22 protein-coding genes are annotated in these 24,722 nt (G+C 68.2%); 13 read left to right on the top strand and 9 right to left on the bottom strand.

Annotation, left to right across the window (positions count from 1 at the left end; genetic code table 11):
• Positions 1 to 10 precede the first annotated feature (10 nt).
• From dapC to LPB260_RS11080, 6 genes are all read left to right on the top strand, one after another.
• Entirely contained in the window at positions 11 to 1,213 is a 1,203-nt protein-coding gene (gene dapC, locus LPB260_RS11105; RefSeq protein ID WP_208708786.1) for a succinyldiaminopimelate transaminase, read from the top strand.
• On the top strand, positions 1,210 to 1,557 hold the full coding sequence (locus LPB260_RS11100; RefSeq protein WP_208708785.1) for an ArsC family reductase: 348 nt from the start codon (positions 1,210 to 1,212) through the stop codon (positions 1,555 to 1,557). Before dapC ends, LPB260_RS11100 begins: the two co-directional genes overlap by 4 nt.
• Before the next feature lie 16 nt (positions 1,558 to 1,573).
• A complete protein-coding gene (locus tag LPB260_RS11095) occupies positions 1,574 to 2,197 on the top strand; it encodes a LysE family translocator (RefSeq protein WP_208708784.1) in 624 nt (207 codons plus the stop codon).
• Positions 2,198 to 2,226: 29 nt separating this feature from the next.
• Complete coding sequence (gene dapD, locus LPB260_RS11090) at positions 2,227 to 3,261, top strand: 2,3,4,5-tetrahydropyridine-2,6-dicarboxylate N-succinyltransferase (RefSeq protein WP_208708783.1); 1,035 nt, start codon at positions 2,227 to 2,229, stop codon at positions 3,259 to 3,261.
• A gap of 114 nt (positions 3,262 to 3,375) precedes the next feature.
• Positions 3,376 to 4,581, top strand: coding sequence for an aminotransferase class V-fold PLP-dependent enzyme (locus LPB260_RS11085; RefSeq protein WP_208708782.1), 1,206 nt, complete (start codon positions 3,376 to 3,378; stop codon positions 4,579 to 4,581).
• Positions 4,578 to 4,997 carry a SufE family protein gene (locus tag LPB260_RS11080; protein ID WP_208708781.1) on the top strand — a complete coding sequence of 140 codons (420 nt, stop codon included), beginning with the start codon at positions 4,578 to 4,580 and terminating at the stop codon, positions 4,995 to 4,997. The genes LPB260_RS11085 and LPB260_RS11080 overlap by 4 nt, the downstream gene beginning before the upstream one ends.
• Here LPB260_RS11080 and tcdA read toward each other — a convergent pair.
• Positions 4,994 to 5,806: a tRNA cyclic N6-threonylcarbamoyladenosine(37) synthase TcdA gene (gene tcdA / locus LPB260_RS11075; RefSeq protein WP_208708780.1), complete on the bottom strand. Its 813-nt coding sequence runs from the start codon at positions 5,804 to 5,806 to the stop codon at positions 4,994 to 4,996. The two genes, LPB260_RS11080 and tcdA, sit on opposite strands and share 4 nt — an antisense overlap.
• A gap of 186 nt (positions 5,807 to 5,992) precedes the next feature.
• On the opposite strand from tcdA, the gene dapE reads away from it, so the two are divergent.
• Genes dapE through LPB260_RS11060 form a run of 3 tightly spaced genes read left to right on the top strand, consistent with a single transcriptional unit; the run spans position 5,993 to position 8,333 of the window.
• Positions 5,993 to 7,147: a succinyl-diaminopimelate desuccinylase gene (gene dapE, locus LPB260_RS11070; protein ID WP_208708779.1), complete on the top strand. Its 1,155-nt coding sequence runs from the start codon at positions 5,993 to 5,995 to the stop codon at positions 7,145 to 7,147.
• Positions 7,147 to 7,950: a putative RNA methyltransferase gene (locus LPB260_RS11065; RefSeq protein WP_208708778.1), complete on the top strand. Its 804-nt coding sequence runs from the start codon at positions 7,147 to 7,149 to the stop codon at positions 7,948 to 7,950. Before dapE ends, LPB260_RS11065 begins: the two co-directional genes overlap by 1 nt.
• Positions 7,951 to 7,961: 11 nt before the next feature.
• Entirely contained in the window at positions 7,962 to 8,333 is a 372-nt protein-coding gene (locus tag LPB260_RS11060) for a hypothetical protein (RefSeq protein ID WP_208708777.1), read from the top strand.
• A gap of 70 nt (positions 8,334 to 8,403) precedes the next feature.
• Here the strand turns inward: LPB260_RS11060 and LPB260_RS11055 are convergent, their stop codons facing one another.
• The 4 genes from LPB260_RS11055 to LPB260_RS11040 all read right to left on the bottom strand — a co-directional run bounded on the left by LPB260_RS11055 (position 8,404) and on the right by LPB260_RS11040 (position 12,421).
• The gene (locus LPB260_RS11055; protein ID WP_208708776.1) at positions 8,404 to 8,613 is read right to left on the bottom strand and encodes a cold-shock protein; all 210 of its coding nucleotides are present in this window, start codon (positions 8,611 to 8,613) and stop codon (positions 8,404 to 8,406) included.
• A gap of 307 nt (positions 8,614 to 8,920) precedes the next feature.
• Positions 8,921 to 10,756 (bottom strand): Gldg family protein, encoded by a 1,836-nt coding sequence (locus LPB260_RS11050; protein WP_208708775.1) that lies wholly within the window; start codon positions 10,754 to 10,756, stop codon positions 8,921 to 8,923.
• A gap of 10 nt (positions 10,757 to 10,766) precedes the next feature.
• The gene (locus LPB260_RS11045) at positions 10,767 to 11,501 is read right to left on the bottom strand and encodes an ABC transporter permease subunit (RefSeq protein WP_208708774.1); all 735 of its coding nucleotides are present in this window, start codon (positions 11,499 to 11,501) and stop codon (positions 10,767 to 10,769) included.
• A complete protein-coding gene (locus tag LPB260_RS11040) occupies positions 11,498 to 12,421 on the bottom strand; it encodes an ABC transporter ATP-binding protein (protein WP_208708773.1) in 924 nt (307 codons plus the stop codon). Before LPB260_RS11040 ends, LPB260_RS11045 begins: the two co-directional genes overlap by 4 nt.
• Before the next feature lie 239 nt (positions 12,422 to 12,660).
• Between LPB260_RS11040 and plsB the strand changes: the two genes are divergently transcribed.
• Positions 12,661 to 15,144: a glycerol-3-phosphate 1-O-acyltransferase PlsB gene (gene plsB / locus LPB260_RS11035; RefSeq protein WP_208708772.1), complete on the top strand. Its 2,484-nt coding sequence runs from the start codon at positions 12,661 to 12,663 to the stop codon at positions 15,142 to 15,144.
• A 30-nt stretch (positions 15,145 to 15,174) separates the two neighbouring features.
• On the opposite strand, the gene LPB260_RS11030 is transcribed toward plsB, so the two are convergent.
• The 3 genes from LPB260_RS11030 to LPB260_RS11020 all read right to left on the bottom strand — a co-directional run bounded on the left by LPB260_RS11030 (position 15,175) and on the right by LPB260_RS11020 (position 18,665).
• The gene (locus LPB260_RS11030; RefSeq protein ID WP_256625605.1) at positions 15,175 to 16,881 is read right to left on the bottom strand and encodes a phosphoethanolamine transferase; all 1,707 of its coding nucleotides are present in this window, start codon (positions 16,879 to 16,881) and stop codon (positions 15,175 to 15,177) included.
• Between the two features lie 156 nt (positions 16,882 to 17,037).
• Positions 17,038 to 17,703: a gamma-glutamyl-gamma-aminobutyrate hydrolase family protein gene (locus LPB260_RS11025; protein WP_208708770.1), complete on the bottom strand. Its 666-nt coding sequence runs from the start codon at positions 17,701 to 17,703 to the stop codon at positions 17,038 to 17,040.
• Positions 17,676 to 18,665 carry an amidoligase family protein gene (locus LPB260_RS11020; protein WP_208708769.1) on the bottom strand — a complete coding sequence of 330 codons (990 nt, stop codon included), beginning with the start codon at positions 18,663 to 18,665 and terminating at the stop codon, positions 17,676 to 17,678. Before LPB260_RS11020 ends, LPB260_RS11025 begins: the two co-directional genes overlap by 28 nt.
• Before the next feature lie 194 nt (positions 18,666 to 18,859).
• Here LPB260_RS11020 and LPB260_RS11015 point away from each other — a divergent pair, with 194 nt between their 5' ends.
• The 3 genes from LPB260_RS11015 (at position 18,860) to dsdA (ending at position 21,574) form a co-directional block, all read left to right on the top strand.
• The gene (locus tag LPB260_RS11015; RefSeq protein WP_208708768.1) at positions 18,860 to 19,537 is read left to right on the top strand and encodes a DUF4197 domain-containing protein; all 678 of its coding nucleotides are present in this window, start codon (positions 18,860 to 18,862) and stop codon (positions 19,535 to 19,537) included.
• Between the two features lie 195 nt (positions 19,538 to 19,732).
• Positions 19,733 to 20,086 carry a RidA family protein gene (locus tag LPB260_RS11010; protein ID WP_208708767.1) on the top strand — a complete coding sequence of 118 codons (354 nt, stop codon included), beginning with the start codon at positions 19,733 to 19,735 and terminating at the stop codon, positions 20,084 to 20,086.
• 129 nt (positions 20,087 to 20,215) lie between these two features.
• Positions 20,216 to 21,574, top strand: coding sequence for a D-serine ammonia-lyase (gene dsdA, locus LPB260_RS11005; protein WP_208708766.1), 1,359 nt, complete (start codon positions 20,216 to 20,218; stop codon positions 21,572 to 21,574).
• A 72-nt stretch (positions 21,575 to 21,646) separates the two neighbouring features.
• Here the strand turns inward: dsdA and LPB260_RS11000 are convergent, their stop codons facing one another.
• On the bottom strand, positions 21,647 to 24,718 hold the full coding sequence (locus tag LPB260_RS11000) for an efflux RND transporter permease subunit (protein ID WP_208708765.1): 3,072 nt from the start codon (positions 24,716 to 24,718) through the stop codon (positions 21,647 to 21,649).
• Between the last annotated feature and the right edge of the window lie 4 nt (positions 24,719 to 24,722).

The following is a 24,722-nucleotide window of genomic DNA, read 5'->3' as shown; positions in this document are numbered from 1 at the left end:
GGAAATTGCCATGAATGATGCGTTGAACCAGTTGCAGCCCTACCCCTTCGAGAAGCTCCGCGCCCTGCTGGCCGGCGCCCAGCCTTCCAGCGAGAAGAAGGCCATCGCCCTGTCGATTGGCGAGCCCAAGCATCGCTCGCCAGCCTTCGTCGCCGAGGCCCTGAGCGCCAACCTCGACCAGCTGGCGGTCTACCCGACCACCCTGGGCGTGCCGGCGCTGCGCGAGGCGATCGCCAACTGGTGCGGCCAGCGTTTCAACCTGCCGAGCGGCTGGCTCGACCCGGCACGCCACGTGCTGCCGGTCAATGGCACCCGCGAGGCGCTGTTCGCCTTCACCCAGGCCGTGGTCCAGCGCGACGAGCAGGCCCTGGTAGTCAGCCCCAACCCCTTCTACCAGATCTACGAGGGCGCGGCGCTGCTCGCCGGCGCGCGGCCCCACTACCTGCCGTGCCTGGAGGAACAGGGCTTCAACCCGGACTTCGACGCGGTGCCGGCGGACATCTGGCAGCGCTGCCAGATCCTCTTCCTGTGCTCGCCGGGAAACCCCACCGGCGCGCTGATTCCCCTGGACACCCTGAAGAAGCTGATCGCCCTGGCCGACCAGTACGACTTCGTCATCGCCGCCGACGAGTGCTACAGCGAGCTGTACTTCGACGAGCAGCAGCCGCCCGCCGGCCTGCTGAGCGCCTGCGCCGAACTGGGCCGCAGCGATTTCGCCCGCTGCGTGGTGTTCCACAGCCTGTCCAAGCGCTCGAACCTGCCGGGCCTGCGCTCCGGCTTCGTCGCCGGCGATGCCGACATCCTCAAGGCCTTCCTGCTGTATCGTACCTACCATGGCTGCGCCATGCCGGTGCAGACCCAGCTGGCCAGCGTCGCCGCCTGGAGCGACGAGGTGCATGTGCGGGCCAATCGCGCCCTGTACCGCGAGAAGTTCGACGCGGTGCTGGCGATCCTCGACGGCGTGCTCGAGGTGCAGCGGCCCGACGGCGGCTTCTACCTGTGGGCCAAGACCCCGGTGGACGACGAGAGCTTCACCCGCGAACTGTTCGCCCGCGAGCACGTCACCGTGGTGCCGGGCTCCTACCTGTCGCGCAATGTCGACGGGGTCAACCCCGGCGCCGGGCGCGTGCGCATGGCCCTGGTCGCGCCGCTGGCCGAGTGCGTCGAGGCCGCCGAGCGCATCCGTGAATTCGTGAAGAGCCTGCAAGCATGAGCAAGACCCTGTTTGGCATCAAAGCGTGCGACACCATGAAGAAAGCCCGCACCTGGCTCGACGAGCACGGCGTGGACTATGCCTTTCACGACTACAAGGCGCTCGGCATCGACCGCGAGCGCCTGCAGCAGTGGTGCGAGGAGCACGGCTGGGAGACCATTCTCAACCGCGCCGGCACCACCTTCCGCAAGCTCGACGAGGCGCAGAAGACCGACCTCGACCAGGCCAAGGCCATCGAACTGATGCTGGCCCAGCCGTCGATGATCAAGCGTCCGGTGCTGGATCTGGGTGACAGGACCCTGGTCGGCTTCAAGCCCGAGCGCTACGCTGCCGCGCTGTCCTGAACCAAGGAGCATCGCCATGGAGATCGCCTGGTTGCTGTTCATCCCCGCCTGCTTCGCCCTGAACCTGGCGCCGGGACCGAACAACCTGCTGTCGCTGAACAACGCGGCCCGCCAGGGCCTGCGCGTCGCCTGCCTGGCCGCCAGTGGCCGGCTGCTGGCGTTCAGCGCCATGATCGCCCTGGCGGCATCCGGCCTGGCCCTGGTGCTGCAGGCCTCGGCCAGCCTGTTCCTGGCCATCAAGCTGCTCGGCGCGGCCTACCTGTTCTGGCTGGCGCTGCAATTGTGGCGCGCGCCATCGGCGCAACTCGACGGCCGGGCCGGCGCAGCGAGCCGTTCGCTGTGGACGCTGAGCCGCCAGGAGTTCTGGGTCGCCGCCGGCAACCCCAAGGCCATCCTGATCTTCACCGCGTTCCTGCCGCAGTTCGTCAACCCGCAGCAGCCGGTGGCGCTGCAGTTCGCGGTCCTCGGCCTGGCCTTCCTGCTCCTGGAATGGCTGGCCGTGCTGCTCTATTCACTGGCCGGGCTGCATCTCGGCCGCCTGCTCGCCGCGCCCAAGGCCCGGCAGCTGTTCAACCGTGGCTGCGCCGCCCTATTGGGCGGCGCAGGCCTGGGCCTGCTGCTCAGCCGCCGGCCTGCCTGATCCAACCTAATTCAGCAAGAGGAAAACCCATGTCCACCCAACTCTTCAGCGTCGCCTTCGGTGTCGGCACCCAGAACCGCCAGGGCACCTGGCTGGAAGTGTTCTACGCGCAGCCTTTGCTCAACCCGGCCAGCGAGCTGGTCGCCAAGGCCGCCGAAAAGCTCGGCTACAGCGGCGGCAACCAGGCGCTCGCCTTCACCACCACCCAGGCCGGCGAACTGGCCGAGGCCCTGAAGGGCATCGACCCCGTGCAGGCCAAGCTGCTGACCCGCCTGGCCGAAAGCCACAACCCCCTGGTCGCCACCTTCCTCGCCGAAGACGCCGCGCCGGCCAGCACCCCCGAGGCCTACCTCAAGCTGCACCTGCTCTCGCACCGCCTGGTCAAGCCCCACGGCGTCAACCTGACCGGCATCTTCCCGCTGCTGCCCAACGTCGCCTGGACCAGCCAGGGTGCGGTGGACCTCGCCGAACTGGCCGAACGCCAGCTGGAAGCGCGCCTGAAGGGCAAGCTGCTGGAGGTGTTCTCGGTGGACAAGTTCCCGAAGATGACCGATTACGTGGTGCCGGCCGGCGTGCGCATCGCCGACACCGCCCGCGTGCGCCTGGGTGCCTACATCGGCGAGGGCACCACGGTGATGCACGAGGGCTTCGTCAATTTCAACGCCGGCACCGCCGGCCCGGGCATGATCGAAGGTCGCGTGTCGGCCGGGGTATTCGTCGGCAAGGGCTCGGACCTGGGCGGCGGCTGCTCGACCATGGGCACCCTGTCCGGCGGCGGCAACATCGTGATCTCCGTGGGCGAAGGCTGCCTGATCGGCGCCAACGCCGGCATCGGCATCCCCCTGGGCGATCGCAACACCGTGGAATCCGGCCTGTACGTCACCGCCGGCACCAAGGTGGCGCTGCTCGACGACCAGGGCCAGCTGGTCAAGCTGGTCAAGGCCCGCGAACTGGCCGGCCAGCCGGACCTGCTGTTCCGCCGCAACTCGCAGACCGGCGCCGTGGAGTGCAAGACCCACAAGTCGGCGATCGAGCTGAACGAAGCCCTGCACGCGCATAATTGACCCCGAGCAGGCTGTGCCGCGCGCACCCTTCGCGCGCGGTTCAGCACTGGGTGCGCACGGCGCACCCTACATGATCATCCCCGCACTCTCGGGACTTTTTCAGGCCTGAACCCCATGTCCCTGATTTCCCCCTGGCGCACCGATTTCCCCGGCATCCTGGCGCTAGAAGCCGAGGGCCAGACCTACCTGGACAGCGCCGCCACCGCACAGAAGCCCCAGGCCGTACTCGATGCCCTGCTCGGCTACTACGCCGGCGGCGCGGCCAACGTGCACCGTGCCCAGCACTTGCCCGGCGAGCGTGCCACCCGCGCCTTCGAGTCGACCCGCGACAAGGTCGCCAACTGGCTGAACGCCGCCGAAGCGAGCCAGATCGTCTTCACCCGCGGCGCCACCGAGGCCTTCAACCTGCTGGCCTATGGCCTGGAGGCCGAGTTCCGCGCCGGCGACGAGATTGTCGTCAGCGCCGCGGAGCACCACGCCAACCTGCTGCCCTGGCAACAACTAGCGCTGCGGCGCGGGCTCAAGCTGGTGGTGCTGCCCCTGGACGACGCGGGCCAAGTCGACCTGCAGCGGGCCGCCGAGCTGATCGGCCCGCGCACCCGCCTGCTGGCGCTCAGCCAGCTGTCCAATGTGCTCGGCTGCTGGCAGCCATTGGCCGAGCTGATCGACCTGGGCAGGGCCCACGGGGCCTTGTCCGTGATCGATGGCGCCCAGGGCGTGGTCCACGGCCGCCATGACGTGCAGGCCCTGGGCTGCGACTACTACGTGTTCTCCAGTCACAAGCTCTACGGCCCGGACGGGGTCGGCGTGCTCTACGGCAGCCGCGAAGCCCTGCGCCGCCTCGCGCACTGGCAGTACGGCGGCGAGATGGTGCGCCTGGCCGACTATCAATACGCCGAGTTTCGCGACGCCCCCCTGGGCTTCGAGGCCGGCACGCCGCCGATCGCCGGGGTGATCGCCCTCGGCGCCGCCCTCGACTACCTGGGCGCGCTGGACGCCGCCGCGGTCAGCGGCCACGAGGCGGCGCTGCACGCCAAGCTGCTGGCCGGCCTGGCCGTCCGCGACGGCATCCAGCTGCTCGGCGCCCCGCGGGTGGCCCTGGCCAGCTTCGTCGTCGACGGCGTGCACAACGCCGACCTCGCCCACCTGCTGACCGACCAAAGCATCGCCGTGCGCGCCGGCCATCATTGCGCCATGCCGCTGCTCAGCAGCCTGGGCCTGGCCGGGGCGGTGCGGGTGTCCCTGGGGCTGTACAACGATGGTACGGACCTGCAGCGCTTCTTCACCGCGCTGGACCGGGCCCTGGAGCTGTTGCGATGAGTATCCCCAGCGGTGCCCAGGTAGCGCTCGACGCCTTCGCCCAATGCCCGGGCTGGGAGCAACGCGCCCGCCTGCTGATGCAGTGGGGCGAACGCCTCACGCCGCTGACTGAGGACGAGCGCAACGAGGCCAACCGGGTGCACGGCTGCGAAAGCCAGGTCTGGCTGGTGGGCGAGGAGCAGGAGGGTCACTGGCACTTTCGCGCCGCCAGCGATGCCCGCCTGCTGCGCGGCCTGCTGGCGGTGCTGCTGGCGCGGGTCGACGGCCTCAGCGGCGCGCAACTGGGCGAAGTCGACCTGGCGGACTGGTTCGCCCAGCTCGGCCTGTCGCGCCAGCTCTCGCCTTCACGCAGCAACGGCCTGAATGCCGTGCTGCTGCGCATGCGCCAACTGGCGGCGGAGCACTCGGAGGACTAGGAGGTTTTCGCCGCGCGCTCGGCCGGTCGCCGCGCGCCGGCCACCAGCTTGTCCACCGTCTTGGCCACCGCCGCCATGCCGAAGCTGGCGGTGACCATCATCACCGCGCCGAAACCACCGGCGCAGTCGAGCTTGACCCCTTCGCCGACGAAGCCCTTGGCCTGACACACCGTGCCGTCCGGCTTGGGGTAGCGCAGCTGCTCGGTGGAGAACACACAGGGCACGCTGTAGGTGCGCCCCGGGGTGCGCGAGAAGTTGTAGTCGCGGCGCAGCATCGAGCGCACCTTGGCCGCCAGGGGGTCGTTGTAGGTCTTGTTGAGGTCGGCGATCTGGATCTGCGTCGGGTCGACCTGGCCGCCGGCGCCACCGGTGGTGACGATCTGGATCTTGCGCCGCTTGCACCAGGCGATCAGCGCGGCCTTGGCGGCCACGCTGTCGATGCAGTCGATCACCGCGTCGAACTGCTCGGTGATGTACTCGGCCATGGTTTCGCGGGTGACGAAGTCGGCCACCGCGTGCACCACGCAGGCCGGGTTGATGGCGCGGATGCGCGCCGCCATGGCCTCGACCTTGGCCTGGCCGACCGCGCCGTCCAGCGCGTGCACCTGGCGGTTGGTGTTGCTGATGCACACATCGTCCAGGTCGAACAGCGAGATTTCGCCGACCCCCGAACGCGCCAGCGCCTCCGCCGCCCAGGAACCCACGCCGCCGATGCCGACCACCGCGACATGGGCGGCCAACAGCCGCTCCGCACCTTCGCGGCCGTACAGACGGGCAATTCCAGCAAAGCGTTGATCGTCGAACGGCATCTACTCACCTCAACAGCCAGAAATCGAGCGGGCCCGCATTATACCGGTGCGCACAGCGGCTGCGGCCACCCGGGCCTGCGCTCTGACCCACTCAGCTGGACGAACTGCGGCGCCTGACGGCGGCCATCGAACGACATTTTGCTTTAAGATGGCGGCCTTTCCGCTAGACCCCGCCCTGGAGCCGCAATGACCGCCCCCTCGCCGACCCTTTCCGCCACCCTGGAACTCGCCTGCGACCTGATTCGCCGCCCGTCCGTCACGCCGGTCGACGAAGGCTGCCAGGAGCTGATGATGCGCCGCCTGCAAGCCGTCGGCTTCGCGGTCGAGCCGATGCGCATCGAGGAGGTGGACAACTTCTGGGCCAGCCACGGCGAGCAGGAAGGTCCGGTGCTGTGCTTCGCCGGCCACACCGACGTGGTCCCGACCGGCCCGCTGCAGGCTTGGCAGCACCAGCCGTTCGACGCCCTGATCGACGAACACGGCATGCTCTGCGGCCGCGGCGCCGCCGACATGAAGGGCAGCCTGGCGTCGATGATCATCGCGGTGGAACGTTTCGTCGCCGACCACCCCAAGCACAAGGGGCGCATCGCCTTTCTCATCACCAGCGACGAGGAAGGCCCGGCCCAGCATGGCACCAAGGCGGTGATCGAGCGCCTGGCGGCGCGCCAGGAGCGCCTGGACTGGTGCATCGTCGGCGAGCCCTCGAGCACCTCGCTGGTCGGCGACGTGGTCAAGAACGGTCGCCGCGGCTCCCTCGGCGCCAAGCTCACGGTGCGCGGCGTGCAGGGCCACGTGGCCTACCCGCACCTGGCCAAGAACCCCATCCACCTGGCCGCCCCGGCCCTGGCCGAACTCGCCGCCGAGCACTGGGACGACGGCAACGCCTTCTTCCCGCCGACCAGCTTCCAGGTCTCCAACCTGAATTCGGGCACCGGCGCGACCAACGTGATTCCCGGCGAGCTGCAGGCGATCTTCAACTTCCGTTTCTCCACCGAATCCACGGTCGAGGGCCTGCAGAAGCGCGTCGAAGCCATCCTCGACAAGCACGGCCTGGACTACCACGTGGAGTGGGCGCTGTCCGGCCTGCCGTTCCTTACCGAACCCGGCGCCCTGCTCGATGCGGTGGCCGCCAGCATCAAGGCGGTGACCGGGCGCGAGACCACGCCCTCGACCTCCGGTGGTACTTCCGATGGGCGCTTTATCGCTACCCTCGGCACCCAGGTGGTCGAGCTCGGCCCGGTCAACGCAACCATCCACCAGATCAACGAGCGGGTGCTGGCCAGCGACCTGGATGTGCTGACCGAGATCTACTACCAGACCCTCGTCAAGCTGCTCGCCTGATGCTCACCTGCCCGATCTGCCAGGGCGCCCTGGGCGCGGTCGACAACGGCGTGGCCTGCGCGGCCGGCCATCGCTTCGACCGCGCCCGCCAGGGCTACCTGAACCTGCTGCCGGTGCAGCACAAGAACAGCCGCGATCCCGGCGACAACGCCGCCATGGTCGAGGCCCGGCGGCGCTTTCTCGACGGCGGCCACTACGCGCCCCTGGCCACGCGCCTGGCCGAACTGGCCGCCGCGCGAAACCCGGCCCGCTGGCTGGATATCGGCTGCGGCGAGGGCTATTACACCGCGCAGATCGCCGAGGCCCTGCCCCAGGCCCAGGGCTATGCCCTGGACATCTCCCGCGAGGCGGTCAAGCGCGCCTGCAAGCGCGCAACCCAGCTCGAGTGGCTGGTGGCGAGCATGGCCCGGGTGCCCCTGAGCGATTCCAGCTGCCAGCTGCTGGCCAGCGTGTTCAGCCCGCTGGACTGGCAGGAGGCCCGGCGCCTGCTCGCCCCCGGCGGCGGCCTGCTGCGCATGGGCCCGAGCCGCGAGCACCTGCTGGAGCTGCGCCAGAAACTCTATGACCAGGTGCGCGACTATGACGATCAGAAGCACCTGGAGCTGATCCCCGACGGCATGCGCCTGGCCCACAGCGAAACCCTGCGCTTCGCCCTGCAGCTGGACAGCGCCGAAGCCCGCGCCGACCTGCTGGCCATGACCCCCCACGGCTGGCGCGCCAGCGCCGAGCGGCGCAACGCGGTGATTGCCGCGCCGTTCGAGGTGACCGTCGCCATACGCTACGATTGGATCGAGAAACTCTAGGGACCTGCCCCATGCGCCAACCGGATATCGAGATTTACCTGAAGGACGCCGAGCACCAGGCCGTCGCCGAATGGCTGGGTCAGGCACTCGGCCCCTGCACCCCCTGGCAGCAGAAGGGCCAGACCTTCAAATGCCGCGCCGGCGAAGTGCCGGTGACCTGGCTGCCGAAGGCCGTCGGCAAATGGCACAGCCTCTACCTGGAGAGCGACGCCACGCCCTGGGCGGACGACCTGGCCTGTGCCCAGGCGGCCTTCGCCGCGCTGCAGGTCGAGGTGCGCTGCGCCCCCGGCGGCTGGCAGGAGGAGGAAAGCGACGAGCAGGCCGACCGCTGGATGCGCATCAGCGCCGATGGCGTCGAGGAGATCACCTGGCGCACCGGCTGATCCCGGCCGCCATTCTCAGCCGCGCACAAAAAAGCCCGTCGATGACGGGCTTTTACTGTGGCGCCGGCGCTCAGAGCGCGGACACGTCTTCGGCCTGCAGGCCCTTCTGACCCTGGGTCACGGCGAACTCGACCTTCTGCCCTTCGACCAGGGAGCGGTGGCCCTCACCGCGGATAGCCCGATAGTGCACGAACACATCGGCGCCGCTCTCGCGCTGAATGAAGCCATATCCCTTGGAATCATTGAACCATTTGACGGTTCCAGTCTCACGATCAGCCATTACTACACTCTCCAACTCGCAGTTTTTTATTGTCCCGTAAAGGCGCTTCGACGGTCCGGCGCAAACGTTGCTCCAGTCGTATCCGACCCTGGCCGAAGTAAGCGAGGAGCGGGTATTGACGATGGCGTTATAACAACGACCGCTGCCGGAGTATAAAGCAAGCCCGGGGCCTGAAAAGCACTTTTTGGGATGGGCTGCAGGCCATACAGGACAAGGCCTGCAGCGTTATTTACAAGACATGCCAGGTGCTCGCCCGGTACCCTGCCGACGGGGCGGGCGCGGAGCCGCCCGACCCGCGAGATGGCCGTCAGCCGTGGCGGCGGCGACGCCACAGCCACAGGGCCAGCACCCCGAGCGTCAACGCCAACGGCATCAGGGCGATATTGACGAACTTCAGGGTCCGCCCCAGCGCCTCGATATCGGCGTTGAGCTGATAACGCACCTCGCGCAGTTCCTTGCGGATCTTCAGCTTCTCCTGGAGGAACTGTTGCACCGTGGCCTGCTCTTCCGGGGTCAGCTCCAGGCTCGTGCTCGGGTCGTCGTTGCGCTGCAGCGCCGCGAGCTTCTGCTCGGTATCGGCCAGGCGTGCCTGCAGGGCCTGCTCCTTCTCGCGGAAGCGCGCCTCGGCCTCACGCTGCAGCGCCTCGACCACCTCGAATGGACGGCTGAAGCGGCCGCGCGAACGCACGCTGATCAGCGCCTCGGAGCCGGCCAGGTTGTCCAGGGCGTTGATCGCGAAACCGGCGTTGTCGGCCCAGGGCTGGGGAATGCGCTGGCCGAAGAAGTCCTGCACCCGCACCCACATGCGATCGGTCAGCAGGTCGGTGTCGGCGACCACGATGACGTTGATGTTGTCCGCCTGCTTGAGGCCGTCCTTGCGCCCCTCGATACCGTCCGGATAGGCCGACTGCACCGGGCCGCTGATGCGCGCGGCGAGGGTGTAGCGCTCGCCGGTCGGTTGCAGGTCGCGGATCAGTTCCTCCGGGTTGTGCAGCAGGCCGAAACGCTTCACATCGAATGGCATGGCGTACTGCGAGCTCTGCACCAGCGGGATGAAGGTGGTCTTCGCCTCCTCCAGCGGCTCGAGCATGCCGGCGCTGGCCACGGTCAGGTTCTCCAACGCCGCGGTGCTGATGTCGTCCTGATCCAGGGCATTCTTCGGCAGGCTCAGCCAGGCGGCGTGGCGCACCGGGCGCGCGCCCTGGCCCATGCTCACGGACATGGCGTAGGCGCCGTCGCCGAGCACCTGATCGGGCAGCATGCGCAGGCCCCAGGCCTTGAACAGCGGCGCCAGGTCGGAGGACTTGTCGACAGCCATCTCCCCGGGCATCTCGGCCTGGGTGTCGGCCTCGCTGAACGGGTCGACGAAGGCCAGCAGCTTGCCGCCGCGCAGGACGAACTGGTCGATGGCGTAGAGCGTCTGCTGCGGCAGCTGCTTCGGGTGCACCAGCAGCAGCACCGAGACCTGCTCGGGGATTGCGTCGATGTCGCCCTTCAGGCTCTCGATCTTGAACAGCTGGCGGATCTCCTCCATGACCATCCACGGCGGTGTCGGCTGGCGCGCCATCATGTCGAAGCCGCCGTTGATCTGCAGCCCCGAGAGCACGCCGACCACCGGCCGCTCGGGCTCGGCCAGGCTCTGCACCAGGCGACTGAGCTCGTACTCGAGGAACTCCTCCTGATCCAGGGCGAAGAACGGGATGACCTGGGTGTCGCCCCGGGCGTTCTTGCCGGCCAGGCCGAAGTACAGCGAGTCGCCGCCCTGCTGTAGCGGGATGGCCTGCAGGCCGAACTCGGCGGCCTTGTCCTCGTCCTCGGAGAACGGCGCCGGGTCGATGATCTGCAGCTTGAGCTTGTCGCCGGCCTCGCGCTGGTAGGCCTTGAGCATCTCCTCCACGCGCCTGGCGTAGGTGCGCAGCGCCGGCAGGTCCTTGGCGGTGTTGTCGGAGTAGAAGAAGCTCAGTTCGATCGGCTCTTCCAGGCTGCCGAGGATCTGCTCGGTGCCGGCGGAAATGGTGTAGAGCTTCTGCTCGGTCAGGTCCAGGCGGGCGCCGCTCAGGCTGAGCCCGGAGACCAGGTTGAAGGCGAGAAACGCCAGGGCGATGAGCACGAGCCCGGCGCTGGATACCATCAGCTTTTTCATGGGCGCGTCCTCAGTCGGCTTTCTTCAGGTCGATGACCACCGCGGTCGCGGCCAGCCAGGCGGCGATCAGGGTGAGGAAATACAGCAGGTCGCGCAGGTCGATCACGCCCTTGCTGATGGCATCGAAACGGGTCAGGAAGCTCAACGAGGCGACGGCATCGACCAGCCATTGCGGCGCCCAGCCGCTGAAGGCGTCGAGGACCATGGGGAAGCCGCTGACGATGAACAGGAAGCACAGCCCCACCGCGAGGATGAAGGCGATCACCTGGTTCTTCGCCAGGGCCGACATGCATGAGCCGATCGCCAGGTAGGCGCCGGCCAGCAGCCAGCTGCCGAGGTAGCCGGTGACGATGGCGCCGTTGTCCGGCTGGCCCAGGTAGTTGACGGTGATGATCATCGGGAAGGTCAGCAGCAGCGCCAGACCGGCGAACACCCAGGCGGCGAGGAACTTGCCGGTGACCGCCTCGAAGCGGCTGATCGGCAGGGTCATCAGCAGCTCGATGGAGCCGGACTTGCGCTCCTCGGCCCACAGGCGCATGGCGATGGCCGGGACCAGGAACAGGTACAGCCAGGGGTGGAAGTTGAAGAACGGCGCCAGGTTGGCTTGGCCGCTCTCGAAGAAGCCGCCCAGGTAGAAGGTGAACACCCCGGACAGCACCAGGAAGATCACGATGAACACATAGGCCAGCGGCGTGGCGAAGTAGCTCGCCAGCTCGCGCTTGAAGATCACCGACAACTGCTTCATACCACCTCCCCACGGGTCAGGCTGCGGAACACCTCATCCAGGCGGCCGCGCTCGACATTCAACTCCTTGACCTTCCAGCCGCGCTCGGCGATCAAGCCACTGACCTGGGGGTAGATCACCGCCCCCGGCCGGGCCAGCACGCTGAGGCTGTGCTCCGGGGCATTGGCCTCCACGCCGAGCACGCCGGGCAGCGCCGCCAGGGCCTCATGGTCCAGGGGTTCCTCGGCGACCAGGGTCACCGCCTGGTGGTAGCGCGAGCGGCTCTCCAGCTCCAGCGGCGTGCCATCGGCCAGCAGCCGGCCCTGGCCGATCACCACCGCGCGGGTGCAGACCGCCGAGACTTCCTCGAGGATGTGGGTGGAGATGATCACGATCTTGTCCCGGGCCAGGCTCTGGATCAGCTTGCGCACCTGGTGCTTCTGGTTCGGATCCAGGCCGTCGGTGGGCTCGTCGAGGATCAGCACCTTGGGATCGTGGAGAATCGCCTGGGCCAGGCCGACCCGGCGCTTGAAGCCCTTGGACAGGGTCTCGATGGACTGCTCCAGGACCTTCTCCAGCTCGACCTGGGCCACCGCCTGCTGCACCCGCTGCTGCTTCTCCTGACCGCGATAACCGCGAACCTCGGCGATGAACTGCAGGAAGCCGCGGACCGTCATGTCGCCGTAGCAGGGCGCGCCTTCGGGCAGGTAGCCGATCTGCCGCTGCGCCTGGCGGGTGTCCTTCTGGATATCGAAGCCGAGGATGCTGGCGCTACCGGAGGTCGGCGCGAGAAAGCCGGTGAGCATCTTCATGGTGGTGGACTTGCCGGCGCCGTTGGGGCCGAGGAAGCCCAGCACTTCACCGGGCTGGACGCGGAAGGACAGGTTGTCCACCGCCGTGTGCTGTGCAAAACGCTTCGTAAGATTTCTTATCTCGATCATGGTCTCTCACCATCGCGGTCAAACCCTGTCCGCTACCCGTACAGCAGCGAGACGGGCCCTTCGAATGCGCGCAGGACTATAAGGAGTCCGCCTTCGCCAGTGCAAGACCGGGAATTTGCGCAAATGTTGCGCCGCCGCGCAAAGCGCGGCGGCCGACAAGACTTTTGCCGGCGCGTCGGCGATACGGCACACTAGCCAGCCCGAGCAATCGCTCGTTTTACGCCATCAGCAGATTCCGTATGACCCGCTCCCCGCTCCATCGCCTCGTGTTCGGCACCCTGCGCCGCCTGCTGTACCTCTGGGTACGCTCGGAAACCATCAACCAGTCGGGTTTCACCCTCAAGCTCGACCGCAGCAAGCCGGTGTTCTTCGTGCTGCAGCAGCCGTCGCTGAGCGACCTGGCGGTGGTCGACAGCGAATGCCGCAAGGCCGGCCTGCCGCGCCCGGTAGTGGCGGTGCGGGTCGGCGACCTGGAGGAGCCGGCGGCTTTCTTCTACCTGACCCCGGAGCCGGACTGGCTCGGCCGCCAGGACAAGCGCGGCAGCTCGCCGACCCTGGCGCGGCTGGTGAGCGCGCTACGGCAGAACGCCGTGGACGATGCGCAGATCGTGCCGGTCAGCGTGTTCTGGGGGCAGTCGCCGGACCGCGAAACCAGCCCCTGGAAGCTGCTGTTCGCCGACAGCTGGGCGGTCACCGGGCGCCTGCGCCGGCTGGTCAGCATCCTGATCCTCGGGCGCAAGACCCGCGTGCAGTTCTCCACGCCCATCCACCTGCGCGAGCTGGTCGAGCAGGACAAGGGCCACGAGCGCACCCTGCGCATGGTCCAGCGCATGCTCCGTGTGCATTTCCGCAACCAGAAGACCGCGGTCATCGGCCCGGACCTGTCGCACCGGCGCAACCTGGTCAAGGGCCTGGTGCACGGCCCGCTGGTACGCCAGGCGATCAGCGAGGAAAGCGCGCGCACCGGCATCAGCCTGGAAAAGGCCGAAGCCCAGGCGCTGCGCTACGGCAACGAGATCGCCTCGGACTACGCCTACACCGCCATCCGCTTCCTCGAACTGGTGCTCAGCTGGTTCTGGAACAAGATCTACGACGGCATCCGGGTCAACCACATCGAGGGCGTGCAGGACGTCGCCCAGGGCCACGAGGTGATCTACGTGCCCTGCCACCGCAGCCATATCGACTACCTGCTGCTGTCCTACCTGCTGTTTCGCAACGGCCTGACCCCGCCGCACATCGCCGCCGGCATCAACCTCAACATGCCGCTGATCGGCGGCCTGCTGCGCCGCGGTGGCGCCTTCTTCATGCGCCGCACCTTCAAGGGCAACCCGCTGTACACCGCGGTGTTCAACGAATACCTGCACAGCCTGTTCAGCAAGGGCTTCCCGGTCGAGTACTTCGTCGAGGGCGGGCGCTCGCGCACCGGGCGCATGCTGCAGCCCAAGACCGGCATGCTGGCCATCACCCTGCGCAGCTTCCTGCGCAGCCACCGCCTGCCGGTGGTGTTCGTGCCGGTGTATATCGGCTATGAAAGAGTCCTCGAAGGCCGCACCTACCTGGGCGAGTTGCGTGGGGCGAGCAAGAAGAAGGAGTCGATCTTCGACATCTTCAAGGTCATCGGCGCGCTCAAGCAGCGCTTCGGCCAGGTCTGGGTGAATTTCGGCGAGCCGATCAAGCTGGCCGAGTTCCTCGACCAGCAGCAACCGGGCTGGCGCGAGCAGGATTACGCCGGGCAGTTCCGCCCGGCCTGGCTGAACGACACCACCAGCCGCCTCGGCGCGCGGGTGGCGCAACGCCTCAACGAAGCGGCGGCGATCAACCCGGTCAACCTGGTGGCCCTGGCGCTGCTGTCCACCAGCAAGCTGGCCCTGGACGACAGCGCCCTGGCGCGGGTCCTCGACCTCTACCTGGCGCTGCTGCGCCGGGTGCCCTACTCGCCCCACACCACCCTGCCGGACGGTGACGGCCAGGCGCTGATCGGTTACGTCAAGGGCATGGACCTGCTCGCCGAACAGCGCGACGCCCTGGGCAAGATCCTCTACCTGGACGAGCACAATGCGGTGCTGATGACCTACTACCGCAACAACGTGCTGCATATCTTCGCCCTGCCGGCGCTGCTGGCGAGTTTCTTCCAGAGCAGCGCGCGGATCAGCCGCGAGCAGATCCTGCGCTTCACCGAGGCGCTCTACCCCTACCTGCAGGCCGAGCTGTTCATCCGCTGGGACGTGGAGGAACTGGAGAGCGTCGTCGATGAGTGGCTGGCGGCCTTCGTCGAGCAGGGCCTGCTCAAGCTCGAGGGCGACGTCTACGTGCGTCCGGCGCCGAGCTCGCGCCAGTTCGTCCTGCTGACCCTGCTGTCGCGGGCCATCGCCCAGACCCTGCAGCGCTTCTACATGGCCATCGCCCTGCTGCTCAATGCTGGGCAGAACGTCATCAGCGCCGAGCAGCTGGAGGACCTGTGCACGGTGATGGCCCAGCGCCTGTCGATCCTGCATGGCCTCAATGCCCCGGAGTTCTTCGACAAGAGCCTGTTCCGCCACTTCATCCAGACCCTGCAGGAGCAGGGCGTGCTGCGCCAGGACGAGGCCGGCAAGCTCGGTCACCACGAGAAACTGGGCGAGCTGGTCGAGGGCGCCGCCAAGCGCGTGCTGCCGGCCGAGCTGCGCCTGTCGATCCGCCAGGTGGCGATGGATCGCGGCGAGGACGCCCAGGACAGTCTCTGACCCGCCGCCCGGCAAGACACGCGCCCGGCGCTAGTTGACCCTACTCGCCGCGCTGTCCATCTGCGCGGCGGCCTGCTGCGGCGCCAGGCACTGGCGGAACAGGTCGCGCTCGGGGCGGTAGGTCGAGGTCTGCACGGCCATCAGGCCCAGCACCGAGTGGAACAGGTTGTCGTGGGACAGGCGCTGGTCCTTCAGGCCCGTCAGGCAATGGGCCTGCAGGCCCTCCTGGCGCAGCAGGCCCTCGGAGACCCAGAGAATCATTGGCACATGGGTCTGCTCGTCGGGCGCCATGGCGTAGGGCAGACCGTGCAGGTAGAGACCGCCCTCGCCCAGGGACTCGCCATGATCGGAGACGTAGAGCATCGCCGTGTCGAGGCGCGCGGCGTTGCGCTCGAGCAGCGCGACGGTCTGCGCCAGTACGTGGTCGGTATAGGCCAGGCTGTTGTCGTAGGCGTTGACGATGCTCTGGCTGGAACACTGGTCCAGCTCGTTGCTGCGACAGACCGGTACGAACTTCTCGAAGGCCGCCGGGTAGCGCTTGTAGTAGGCCGGGCCATGGCTGCCCTTCATGTGCAGCACCACCACGGCGTCGTCGTCCAGCTTGTCCAGATAGCCCTGCAGACCGCTGAGCAACACCTCGTCGTGGCACTCGCCGTCCGCGCACAGATCGGCCAGCTCGAGGTGCGAGACGTCCTCGCTCGGCACCCGGTCGCAGGCGCCTTTGCAGCCGGAATTGTTGTCGCGCCACAACACCCTGACCCCGGCTCGCTGCAGCACGTCGAGCAGGCCCTCGCGGTTGCGCGACATCGACTCCTGGTACTGGTCGCGGCCGACCTCGAGGAACATGCAGGGCACCGACACCGCCGTGGCGGTGCCACAGGAGCTGACGTGGCTGAAGCTGATCACCCCGGCCTTGGCCAGCTCCGGGCTGGTCTCGCGGGCATAGCCATTGAGCGAGAAGTTCGCCGCCCGCGCGGTCTCGCCGACCAGCAGCACGGTGAGCCTCGGCTTGCGCGCGGCGCCGACGCTGGCCAGGCGATGGGCGTCCGCGCCGATCACCTGCAGGCGTGGCGGCGCCTGCAACTCCCGGCGCAGGTAGCCGTGCAGCGCCGCCAGCACATTGGAAGGCGTCAGCAGCAGGCGCAGCTCATGGTGGTTGCGCAGCAGCGAGGCATAGGACTGGTACTGGCTCAGGGCGATGCCCAGCAGGCAGACCAGGGCCAGGACCATGCTGCCCAGCTTGATGCCCAGCTCCCGGCGCCAGCCGCGCGGCCGGCTGCGCAGGCGGCTGAGCGCCAGCAGCGGCAAGCCACCGACCAGCGCCAGCCAGACCAGCAGGCGCCAGCTGAGCAGCTCGGCGGCCTCGGCGCCGTCGGTCTGCAGCACATTGGTCAGCATGCTGGAGTCGATGACGATTCCGTAGCGGCCCATGAAGTAGCTGGCCGCGGCCGAGACCAGCAGCATGGCGCCCAGCACCGCCTTGGTCATCCGCCCCCAGGCCAGCAGGCTGAGCAGCAGGTAGAGCCACAGCCAGGCGAACAGCGGCAGGCTGAGCAGGAACAGCCAGTTGCCGTTGTCCAGGCCATCCACCCCCTGCCAGACATCGCGCCAGAACGGCAGGTTGCTGAACAGCAGCAGCCAGAGCGCGGTCAGCAGGGTCATCAACGGGCGGCTGACGCTGAGCGTCCAGGCCGCCGGAGCGGTCGCGAGATTGCGGGTTTGCGAAGTGGGCAGCACGGTCATTCCTACGCCAGAACCAAGGTAGATGCGCAGGCTAGGCAGGCGGCTGTCGGCGGAATGTCGGGGCGATGTGAAAAACTCGTCATGGCGCACGGCAAGGCAACAATGCCCGGCGGCCATGCTCGGCCAGGTCGGCGAGGCGGTCCGCGTCCCTTATGCGGCGCTGCGTATCAGCCAGCGAAACAGCGCCAGCTGCGCCGGCAGGTAGCACAGGTACTCCGGGTGCCACTGCACGCCGATGATCGGCCGGCCGTCCGCTGCCTCCACCGCCTGGACGATATTGTCCAGGTCCCAGGCCACGACCCGCAGCCCCTCGCCCGGTTGGCGCACGGCCTGATGATGCAGGCTGTTGACCCGCAGGCGGGCCTTGCCGCAGAGCCCGGCCAGCCTCGACTCGGCATCGACGCGCACCTGCTTGGTCGGCAGCAGGCCCGGGCGGTTGTAGGTGTGCACGCGCATCGCGCGGATGTCCTGGTGCAGGTTGCCGCCGAGCACCACGTTGATCAGCTGGGCGCCGCGGCAGATGCCGAGCAGCGGGATGCCCTGCTCCAGGGCACGCTCGATCCAGCGCATCTCCAGCTCATCGCGCTCTGGATCGCTGCGCACCTTGGCGGTGATCTCGCCGCCGTAGTGCTCCGGCCCTATGTCGTCGCCACCGCCGATGATCAGCGCGCTCAGCGGCCGGCCGCTGGCGGCATGGCGCACACTGATGCGCTCGGCCTGTGCGCCGGCCAGGCGCAGCGCCAGGCGGGTCGACCACCAGGACGGCGACCAGCGGCGCGAGTTGCCGGTTACCCCCACCCGCGGTCGTTCAGCCATCGCCCGACGTACTCCAGCCATGCCCCACGATTGAGCCCCAGCAGCGGCCGCCAATGCTCGACGAAGGCCGCGCCGAGCGCCTGCAGCTCGTCGTCCCGGGAAGCCAGCTGCTCGACCAGCCACCACAGGTTCCACGACCCGGCCAGGGACCAGTCGGCCTTCTCGATCTGACAGTTGGGCAGGCGATAGTGGAAGGTCGGGCGGGCCTTGATCTTGGGGTCCGGCACGGCCTGGCGCACCCGCTCGGCATCGATCTGCGCCAGCAGCGGCAGCAGGTCCAGGGCGCGGTTGCGCGTGGCGTTGTGCTCCAGGTAGTCGTCGAACAGCTGCCCCATGGCGGGCGGCGCCTGCTCGACCAACCGCTTCACGTAGGCCTCCGGATACAGGTCGATGTAGGGGCTGATCTTGCGCGAGATGTCCACCTGGTGGGCGTCCACCAGCCACCACTGCAGCAGGCCGAAGGCACGCAGGTAGGCGCCGATGGTAGGCGCGTCGAGCCGCGGTATCTCGGGGTTGAGGTGCACGCCAAAGGCCGCCATTGGCGAGTTCTCGGTGCCCACTGCCCCGGCCCGGCGCAGGCCGTCGACCATGCTGTGCAGGCGCTCCAGCTCGCCGATGGCGATGGGCGGACAGACCACCTCCAGGGGCACCACCAGGCTCGCCGCCTGGCTGAGCAGGTCCATCCACTGCGCGCCGCCCTCGTCCTCCTCCTCGGCCTTGAGCGCCTGGCGCTTGAGGAAGTCCCAGTCCAGCTCGATGTTGAAGGTGCCCAGGCCATCCACCCGCAGCACCCGCTCGCTGGCCGAGGTGCGCGACAGCTCACCGCCCAGCGCTTCCTGCACCGCGGCGGCGGTCTGCTCCAGGGTAAGGCCGGTGAACTCCAGCTCGATGCCGACCCGGCGCGGTTGGCCGTCCTCCTTGCTGGTCACAGGGGGCAGCTTGAATTCGTGGTCTTGGGGCATTGCGTCAATAGCCTTTGCAGCGGGAAAGGCCTTTCAGTAATAACGCCTGTGACGCGTCAGCGCAAACCGCGGCACGGCGCCGGCAGATGGCGGGCGCCGGCCCTGCAACCGGCCCGGGCGGCGCCAAGTCAGGGTTTGCGCCGCCCCGCCGCTCCGCTAAGCTCGACCCATACCCTCCGTAAAAGGATTGCCCCATGTTGCGCCTTTCCACACTGCTCGCCGGCCTGGCCCTGTCTGCCAACGCCTTCGCCCTGTCGCTCGCCGACCTGACCCAGCAGGACGCCAGCGGCGGCCTCAAGGACGCGCTAATCCAGGGTGCCCAGGTGGCGGTCAAGCAACTCGGCGCCCCCGGCGGCTTCAACGACAACCCGCAGGTTCGCATCGAGTTGCCGGGCAACCTCGGCAAGGCGGCGCAGACCATGAAGCTGATGGGCATGGGCAACCAGGTCGAGCAGTTGGAGCTGAGCATGAACCGCGCCGCCGAGGCGGCGGTGCCCGAGGCCCAGGCGCTGCTGGTCGAGGCGGTGAAGAAGATGACCGTGCAGGACGCCAAGGGCATCCTCACCGGGCCGCAGGACTCCGCCACCCAGTACCTGGACAGCAGCAGCCGCGAACAGATCCGCGCGCGCTTCCTGCCCATCGTCAAGCAGGCCACCGACCGGGTCGGCCTGGCCCAGCAGTACAACGCCTTCGCCGGCCAGGCGGCCAACTTCGGCATGCTCGACGCCAAGAACGCCAATATCGAAAGCTATGTCACCGAACAGGCGCTGGACGGCCTGTTCGCCATGATCGCCGAGCAGGAAGCGAGCATCCGCAAGAATCCCGCCGGTGCGGCCACTAGCCTGGCGAAGAAGGTCTTCGGCGCCCTGTAAACGCCCCCGCACCCTCGCTGAGCCCCTGGTGGGCTCAGCCCCGCCTGTTGCGCGCCATCGGCGCCAGCCGAGCGAACGCAACGCCCCGCCAAGCCACTCGAGGGCGTGGACCGGTCGGTTGCCTCGCACCGAGCGCAGCGTTCGGCACGACCACTGCGAAGCATTCCCCATCCCACACTCGACACAGGAGTCGTCATGAATATTTCCCGTTACGAAACCAGCGCGCGCATGAGCCGCATCGTGGTGCACAACCACACCGTCTACCTGTGTGGGCAGGTGGCCGAGGACCGCAGCGCCGGCATAACCGATCAGACCCGCACCATGCTGGCGAAGGTCGACACCTTGCTGGAATCGGTCGGCAGCAGCCGCGAGCAGATCCTCTCCGCCACCCTGTACCTGAAGGACATGAGCCTGTTCGCCGAGATGAACGCCGTGTGGGACAGCTGGGTGCCGGCCGGCCATGCCCCCGCGCGCGCCTGCGTGGAGGCCGCGATGGCCAGCCCCGAGCTGCTGGTGGAGATCTCGGTGATCGCCGCCGTTTCCCCCTGAAGACCACCCTGCGGCCAGGCAGCGCCCTTTGTCAGCGCTGCCACATCGCTGTCTAATATCGCCACAACCCACCCGCTCCAGACGGCGCAATACACGCTGCGGAGCACTCCGTTGCAAGGAATCCACCCCATGCCGCTCGGCAAGTCGCTGGCCACCTGGTGCCAGGAATATCCATTGATCGAGGAGCTGGTCGCCCTGCGTCCGCTCAGCTGGTTCAACCCGGGGATCGCCCCCGCGGCCGAGGCCCTGGGCGATGTCGGCCTGAGCCAGGCCGACGTCGACGCCGCCAGCGCGCGCCTGGCCCGCTTCGCGCCCTATATCGCCCGGGCCTTCCCGGAGACGGCGGGCAGCGGCGGCATCATCGAATCGTCGCTGGTCGCGCTGCCGCACCTGCAGGCGCTGCTGACCGAGCGCCATGACCTGAGCCTCGACGGCGCACTGTGGCTCAAGCAGGACAGCCACCTGCCGATCTCCGGCTCGATCAAGGCCCGCGGCGGCATCTACGAGGTGCTCAAGCACGCCGAGGACCTGGCATTGGCCGAAGGCCTGCTGCGGCTCGACGACGACTACGCGACCCTCGACAGCGACGCGGCGCGGGCCTTCTTTGGCCGCCACAAGATCGCCGTCGGCTCCACCGGCAACCTCGGCCTGTCGATCGGCATCATCAGCGCCCGCCTGGGCTTCCAGGCCACGGTGCACATGTCGGCCGACGCCCGTCAGTGGAAGAAGGACAAGCTGCGCGCCCACGGCGTCGAGGTGGTCGAGTACGCCTGCGACTACAGCGTCGCCGTGGCCGAGGGGCGCAAACAGGCCAGCGCCGATCCGTTCTGCCACTTCATCGACGACGAAAACTCGCCGGACCTGTTCCTCGGCTACGCGGTGGCCGCCGAGCGCCTCAAGGCGCAGCTGGCGGCCGCCGGCATCCGCGTCGACGCCGAGCATCCGCTGTTCGTCTACCTGCCCTGCGGCGTCGGCGGCGGCCCGGGCGGGGTGGCCTTCGGCCTCAAGCTGGCGTTCGGCGACGCGGTGCACTGCCTGTTCGCCGAGCCGACCCACTCGCCCTGCATGCTGCTGGGGGTCTACAGCGGCCTGCACGACGAGGTGGCGGTGCAGGACTTCGGCATCGACAACCTCACCGCCGCCGACGGCCTGGCGGTCGGCCGCCCGTCCGGCTTCGTCGGCCGCGCCATGCAGCGCCTGATCGACGGCTACTACACGGTCAGCGACGAGGAGTTGTTCCGCCTGTTGGCGCTGCTGCAGAGCAGCGAGGGCCTGCGTCTTGAGCCCTCGGCGCTGGCCGGGGTGCCGGGCATGCTGCAGGTGCTGGGCGAACAACAGGGCTATCGCCAGCGCCTGGGACTGACGCCCGAGCGCCTGGCCCGCGCCACCCACCTGGTCTGGGCCACCGGCGGCAGCATGGTGCCCGAGACGGAGATGTCCGCCTACCTGGCCCGCGGCCAGGCGCTGCTGCAGGCCGAGCGACAGTAGCCCTGCCGGCAGACTGCCGCGCAGAAAAAAGCCCGGTCGCGCGACCGGGCTTTTTCATTGCCGCGCCGGACCTCAGTGCGCCGCCGGCTTGACCCTGAACCAGGCCGCATAGAGCGCCGGCAGGAACAGCAGGGTCAGCGCCGTGGCGACGATCAGGCCGCCCATGATGGCCACCGCCATCGGCCCGAAGAAGATGCTGCGCGACAGCGGGATCATCGCCAGCACCGCCGCCAGGGCGGTCAGCACGATCGGCCGGAAGCGCCGCACCGTGGCCTCGATGATCGCCTGCCAGCGGTCCAGGCCGGCGGCGATGTCCTGCTCGATCTGATCGACCAGGATCACCGAGTTGCGCATGATCATCCCGGACAGGGCGATGGTGCCGAGCATGGCGACGAAGCCGAACGGCTGGCGGAAGATCAGCAGGAACAGGGTCACGCCGATCAGCCCCAACGGCGCGGTGAGGAACACCATGGCCGAGCGCGAGAAGCTCTTGAGTTGCAGCATCAGCAGGGTCAGCACCACCACGATGAACAGCGGCACGCCGGCGTTCACCGACTGCTGTCCGCGCGTCGAGTCCTCCACCGTGCCACCGACGTCCAGCAGGTAGCCGTCCGGCAGCGCGGCGCGGATCGGCTCCAGGGTCGGCAGGATCTGCTTGACCAGGGTGACCGGCTGCTGCTGGCCGTAGATGTCAGCGCGCACGGTGACGGTCGGCAGGCGGTTGCGGTGCCAGATCACCCCTTCCTCGAAGCCGTACTCGAGCACGGCGATCTGCGCCAGGGGCACGCGCTTGCCGCTCTCGGTGGGCACCGCCAGGCTCGGCAGCAGGCCCAGTTGCTGACGCTCGCCCTGGGTGCCGCGCAGGAGGATCTCGATCAGTTCGTTGCCTTCGCGGTAGTGGCTGACCGGCGCGCCGGTCAGCGAGCTCTGCAGGAAGCGCGACAGGTCGGCGGTGCTCACCCCCAGGGCGCGGGCGCGTTCCTGGTCGATGTTCAGGCGCACCACCTTGCTCGGCTCCTCCCAGTCCAGGTGCACGTTGACCACGTGGGGGTTGGCGCGCACCTTGTTCGCCACCTCGCGGGCCAGGGCGCGCACCTCGTCGATGTGCTCGCCGGACACGCGGAACTGCACCGGATAGCCCACCGGCGGGCCGTTTTCCAGGCGCGAGATGCGCGTGCGTAGGCTGGGGAACTCCTGACCCAGGGTGTCGATCAGCCAGGTGCGGATCTTCTCCCGCTCCTCGATGCTTTTCGCCAGGATGACGAACTGGGCGAAGCTGGCGGCCGGCAACTGCTGGTCCAGCGGCAGGTAGAAGCGCGGCGAGCCGCTGCCGACATAGGCGACGAAATTGTCGATGCCCTCATGGCCTTCGAGCAGGGCTTCGAGGCGCTGGACCTCGGCCTCGGTGGCCGCCAGCGAGGCGCCCTCGCCGAGCTTGAGGTCGACCATCAGCTCCAGGCGCCCGGAAGCCGGGAAGAACTGCTGAGGCACGAAACGGAACAGCGCGATGGACGCCACGAACAGGGCCAGGGTCAGCAGGATCACCGTCTTGCGCCGGCGCACGCACCACTCCACCATGCGCCTCACGCGCTGATAGAAGGGCGTGCCATAGGGGTCGTGGCCCTGGTCGCTGCCGCCGTGCTTGGCCGCATGCAGCTTGGCCAGGTCCGGTAGCAGCTTGGCCCCCAGGTAGGGCACGAAGACCACCGCGGCGATCCACGACACCAGCAGGGCGATGGTCACCACCTGGAAGATCGAGCGGGTGTACTCGCCGGTACCGGACTGCGCGGTGGCGATCGGCAGGAAGCCGGCGGCGGTGATCAGGGTGCCGGTGAGCATCGGGAAGGCGGTGCTGCTCCAGGCGTAGCTGGCCGCCTTGAGGCGGTCGTAGCCCTGCTCCATCTTGATCGCCATCATCTCCACCGCGATGATCGCGTCGTCGACCAGCAGGCCGAGGGCCAGCACCAGGGCGCCGAGGGAAATCTTGTGCAGGCCGATGTCCAGGTAGTACATGGCGGCGAAGGTCATCGCCAGCACCAGCGGGATCGACAGCGCCACCACCAGGCCGGTGCGCAGGCCGAGGGAGAAGAAGCTCACCAACAGGACGATGATCACCGCCTCGGTGAGCACGCGGACGAACTCGCCGACCCCGGTCTTCACCGCAGCCGGCTGGTCCGACACCTTGCGCAGCTGCATGCCGACCGGCAGGGTCTCCTGCAGGCGGGCGAACTCGCCCTCCAGGGCCTTGCCCAGCACCAGGATGTCGCCACCGCTCTTCATCGACACGGCCAGGCCGATGGCGTCCTCGCCCATGAAGCGCATGCGCGGCGCCGGTGGATCGTTGAAGCCGCGCTTGACCTCGGCCACGTCGCCGATGCGGAAGGTGCGCTCGGCCACGCGAATGGGGAAATCGCGGATCTGCTCGACCGACTGGAAGCTGCCGGTCACCCGCAGCTGCACGCGGTCGGAGGCGGTCTCGAAGAACCCCGCCGAGGACACCGCGTTCTGCTCATCCAGCGCCTGTTGCACTGCCGCCAGGGGCAGGCCGAGGGTGGCCAGCTTGGTGTTGGACAGCTCGATCCAGATCTTCTCGTCCTGCAGGCCGAGCAGGTCGACCTTGCCGACATCCTTGACCCGCTGCAATTGCAGCTGGACGCGGTCGGCGTAGTCCTTGAGCACGGCGTAGTCGAAGCCTTCGCCGGTCAGCGCGTAGATATTGCCGAAGGTGGTGCCGAACTCGTCATTGAAGAACGGCCCCTGGATGCCCTGGGGCAGGGTGTGGCGAATGTCGCTGACCTTCTTGCGCACCTGGTACCAGAGATCGGGAATCTCCTTGGAATGCATGGAGTCGCGGGCGATGAAGGTGACCGAGGACTCGCCCGGGCGGGAGAAGGAGACGATCTTGTCGTACTCGCCAGTCTCCAGCAGCTTCTTCTCGATGCGTTCGGTGACCTGGCGGGACACTTCCTCGGCCGTCGCCCCCGGCCAGTTGGTGCGTATCACCATGGCCTTGAAGGTGAACGGCGGGTCCTCGCTCTGCCCCAGCTTGGTGTAGGAAATCGCCCCGACAATACCCAGCAGCAGCATGATGTAGAGGACGATCTGGCGGTTGTTCAGCGCCCAGGCGGATAGGTTGAAAGCCATCGGG

The sequence above is a fragment of the Pseudomonas sp. LPB0260 genome (genome assembly GCF_013388395.1).
Note: the sequence above shows the minus strand (reverse complement) of the source record. Positions and strands in the feature narration are given on the sequence as shown.

What these genes read in the sequence shown, in the direction of transcription:
- dapC (WP_208708786.1), top strand. Translation starts at nt 11, where the DNA reads ATGAATGATGCGTTGAACCAGTTGCAGCCCTACCCCTTCGAGAAGCTC.
- LPB260_RS11100 (WP_208708785.1), top strand. Translation starts at nt 1,210, where the DNA reads ATGAGCAAGACCCTGTTTGGCATCAAAGCGTGCGACACCATGAAGAAA.
- LPB260_RS11095 (WP_208708784.1), top strand. Translation starts at nt 1,574, where the DNA reads ATGGAGATCGCCTGGTTGCTGTTCATCCCCGCCTGCTTCGCCCTGAAC.
- dapD (WP_208708783.1), top strand. Translation starts at nt 2,227, where the DNA reads ATGTCCACCCAACTCTTCAGCGTCGCCTTCGGTGTCGGCACCCAGAAC.
- LPB260_RS11085 (WP_208708782.1), top strand. Translation starts at nt 3,376, where the DNA reads ATGTCCCTGATTTCCCCCTGGCGCACCGATTTCCCCGGCATCCTGGCG.
- LPB260_RS11080 (WP_208708781.1), top strand. Translation starts at nt 4,578, where the DNA reads ATGAGTATCCCCAGCGGTGCCCAGGTAGCGCTCGACGCCTTCGCCCAA.
- tcdA (WP_208708780.1), bottom strand. Translation starts at nt 5,806, where the DNA reads ATGCCGTTCGACGATCAACGCTTTGCTGGAATTGCCCGTCTGTACGGC.
- dapE (WP_208708779.1), top strand. Translation starts at nt 5,993, where the DNA reads ATGACCGCCCCCTCGCCGACCCTTTCCGCCACCCTGGAACTCGCCTGC.
- LPB260_RS11065 (WP_208708778.1), top strand. Translation starts at nt 7,147, where the DNA reads ATGCTCACCTGCCCGATCTGCCAGGGCGCCCTGGGCGCGGTCGACAAC.
- LPB260_RS11060 (WP_208708777.1), top strand. Translation starts at nt 7,962, where the DNA reads ATGCGCCAACCGGATATCGAGATTTACCTGAAGGACGCCGAGCACCAG.
- LPB260_RS11055 (WP_208708776.1), bottom strand. Translation starts at nt 8,613, where the DNA reads ATGGCTGATCGTGAGACTGGAACCGTCAAATGGTTCAATGATTCCAAG.
- LPB260_RS11050 (WP_208708775.1), bottom strand. Translation starts at nt 10,756, where the DNA reads ATGAAAAAGCTGATGGTATCCAGCGCCGGGCTCGTGCTCATCGCCCTG.
- LPB260_RS11045 (WP_208708774.1), bottom strand. Translation starts at nt 11,501, where the DNA reads ATGAAGCAGTTGTCGGTGATCTTCAAGCGCGAGCTGGCGAGCTACTTC.
- LPB260_RS11040 (WP_208708773.1), bottom strand. Translation starts at nt 12,421, where the DNA reads ATGATCGAGATAAGAAATCTTACGAAGCGTTTTGCACAGCACACGGCG.
- plsB (WP_208708772.1), top strand. Translation starts at nt 12,661, where the DNA reads ATGACCCGCTCCCCGCTCCATCGCCTCGTGTTCGGCACCCTGCGCCGC.
- LPB260_RS11025 (WP_208708770.1), bottom strand. Translation starts at nt 17,703, where the DNA reads ATGGCTGAACGACCGCGGGTGGGGGTAACCGGCAACTCGCGCCGCTGG.
- LPB260_RS11020 (WP_208708769.1), bottom strand. Translation starts at nt 18,665, where the DNA reads ATGCCCCAAGACCACGAATTCAAGCTGCCCCCTGTGACCAGCAAGGAG.
- LPB260_RS11015 (WP_208708768.1), top strand. Translation starts at nt 18,860, where the DNA reads ATGTTGCGCCTTTCCACACTGCTCGCCGGCCTGGCCCTGTCTGCCAAC.
- LPB260_RS11010 (WP_208708767.1), top strand. Translation starts at nt 19,733, where the DNA reads ATGAATATTTCCCGTTACGAAACCAGCGCGCGCATGAGCCGCATCGTG.
- dsdA (WP_208708766.1), top strand. Translation starts at nt 20,216, where the DNA reads ATGCCGCTCGGCAAGTCGCTGGCCACCTGGTGCCAGGAATATCCATTG.
- LPB260_RS11000 (WP_208708765.1), bottom strand. Translation starts at nt 24,718, where the DNA reads ATGGCTTTCAACCTATCCGCCTGGGCGCTGAACAACCGCCAGATCGTC.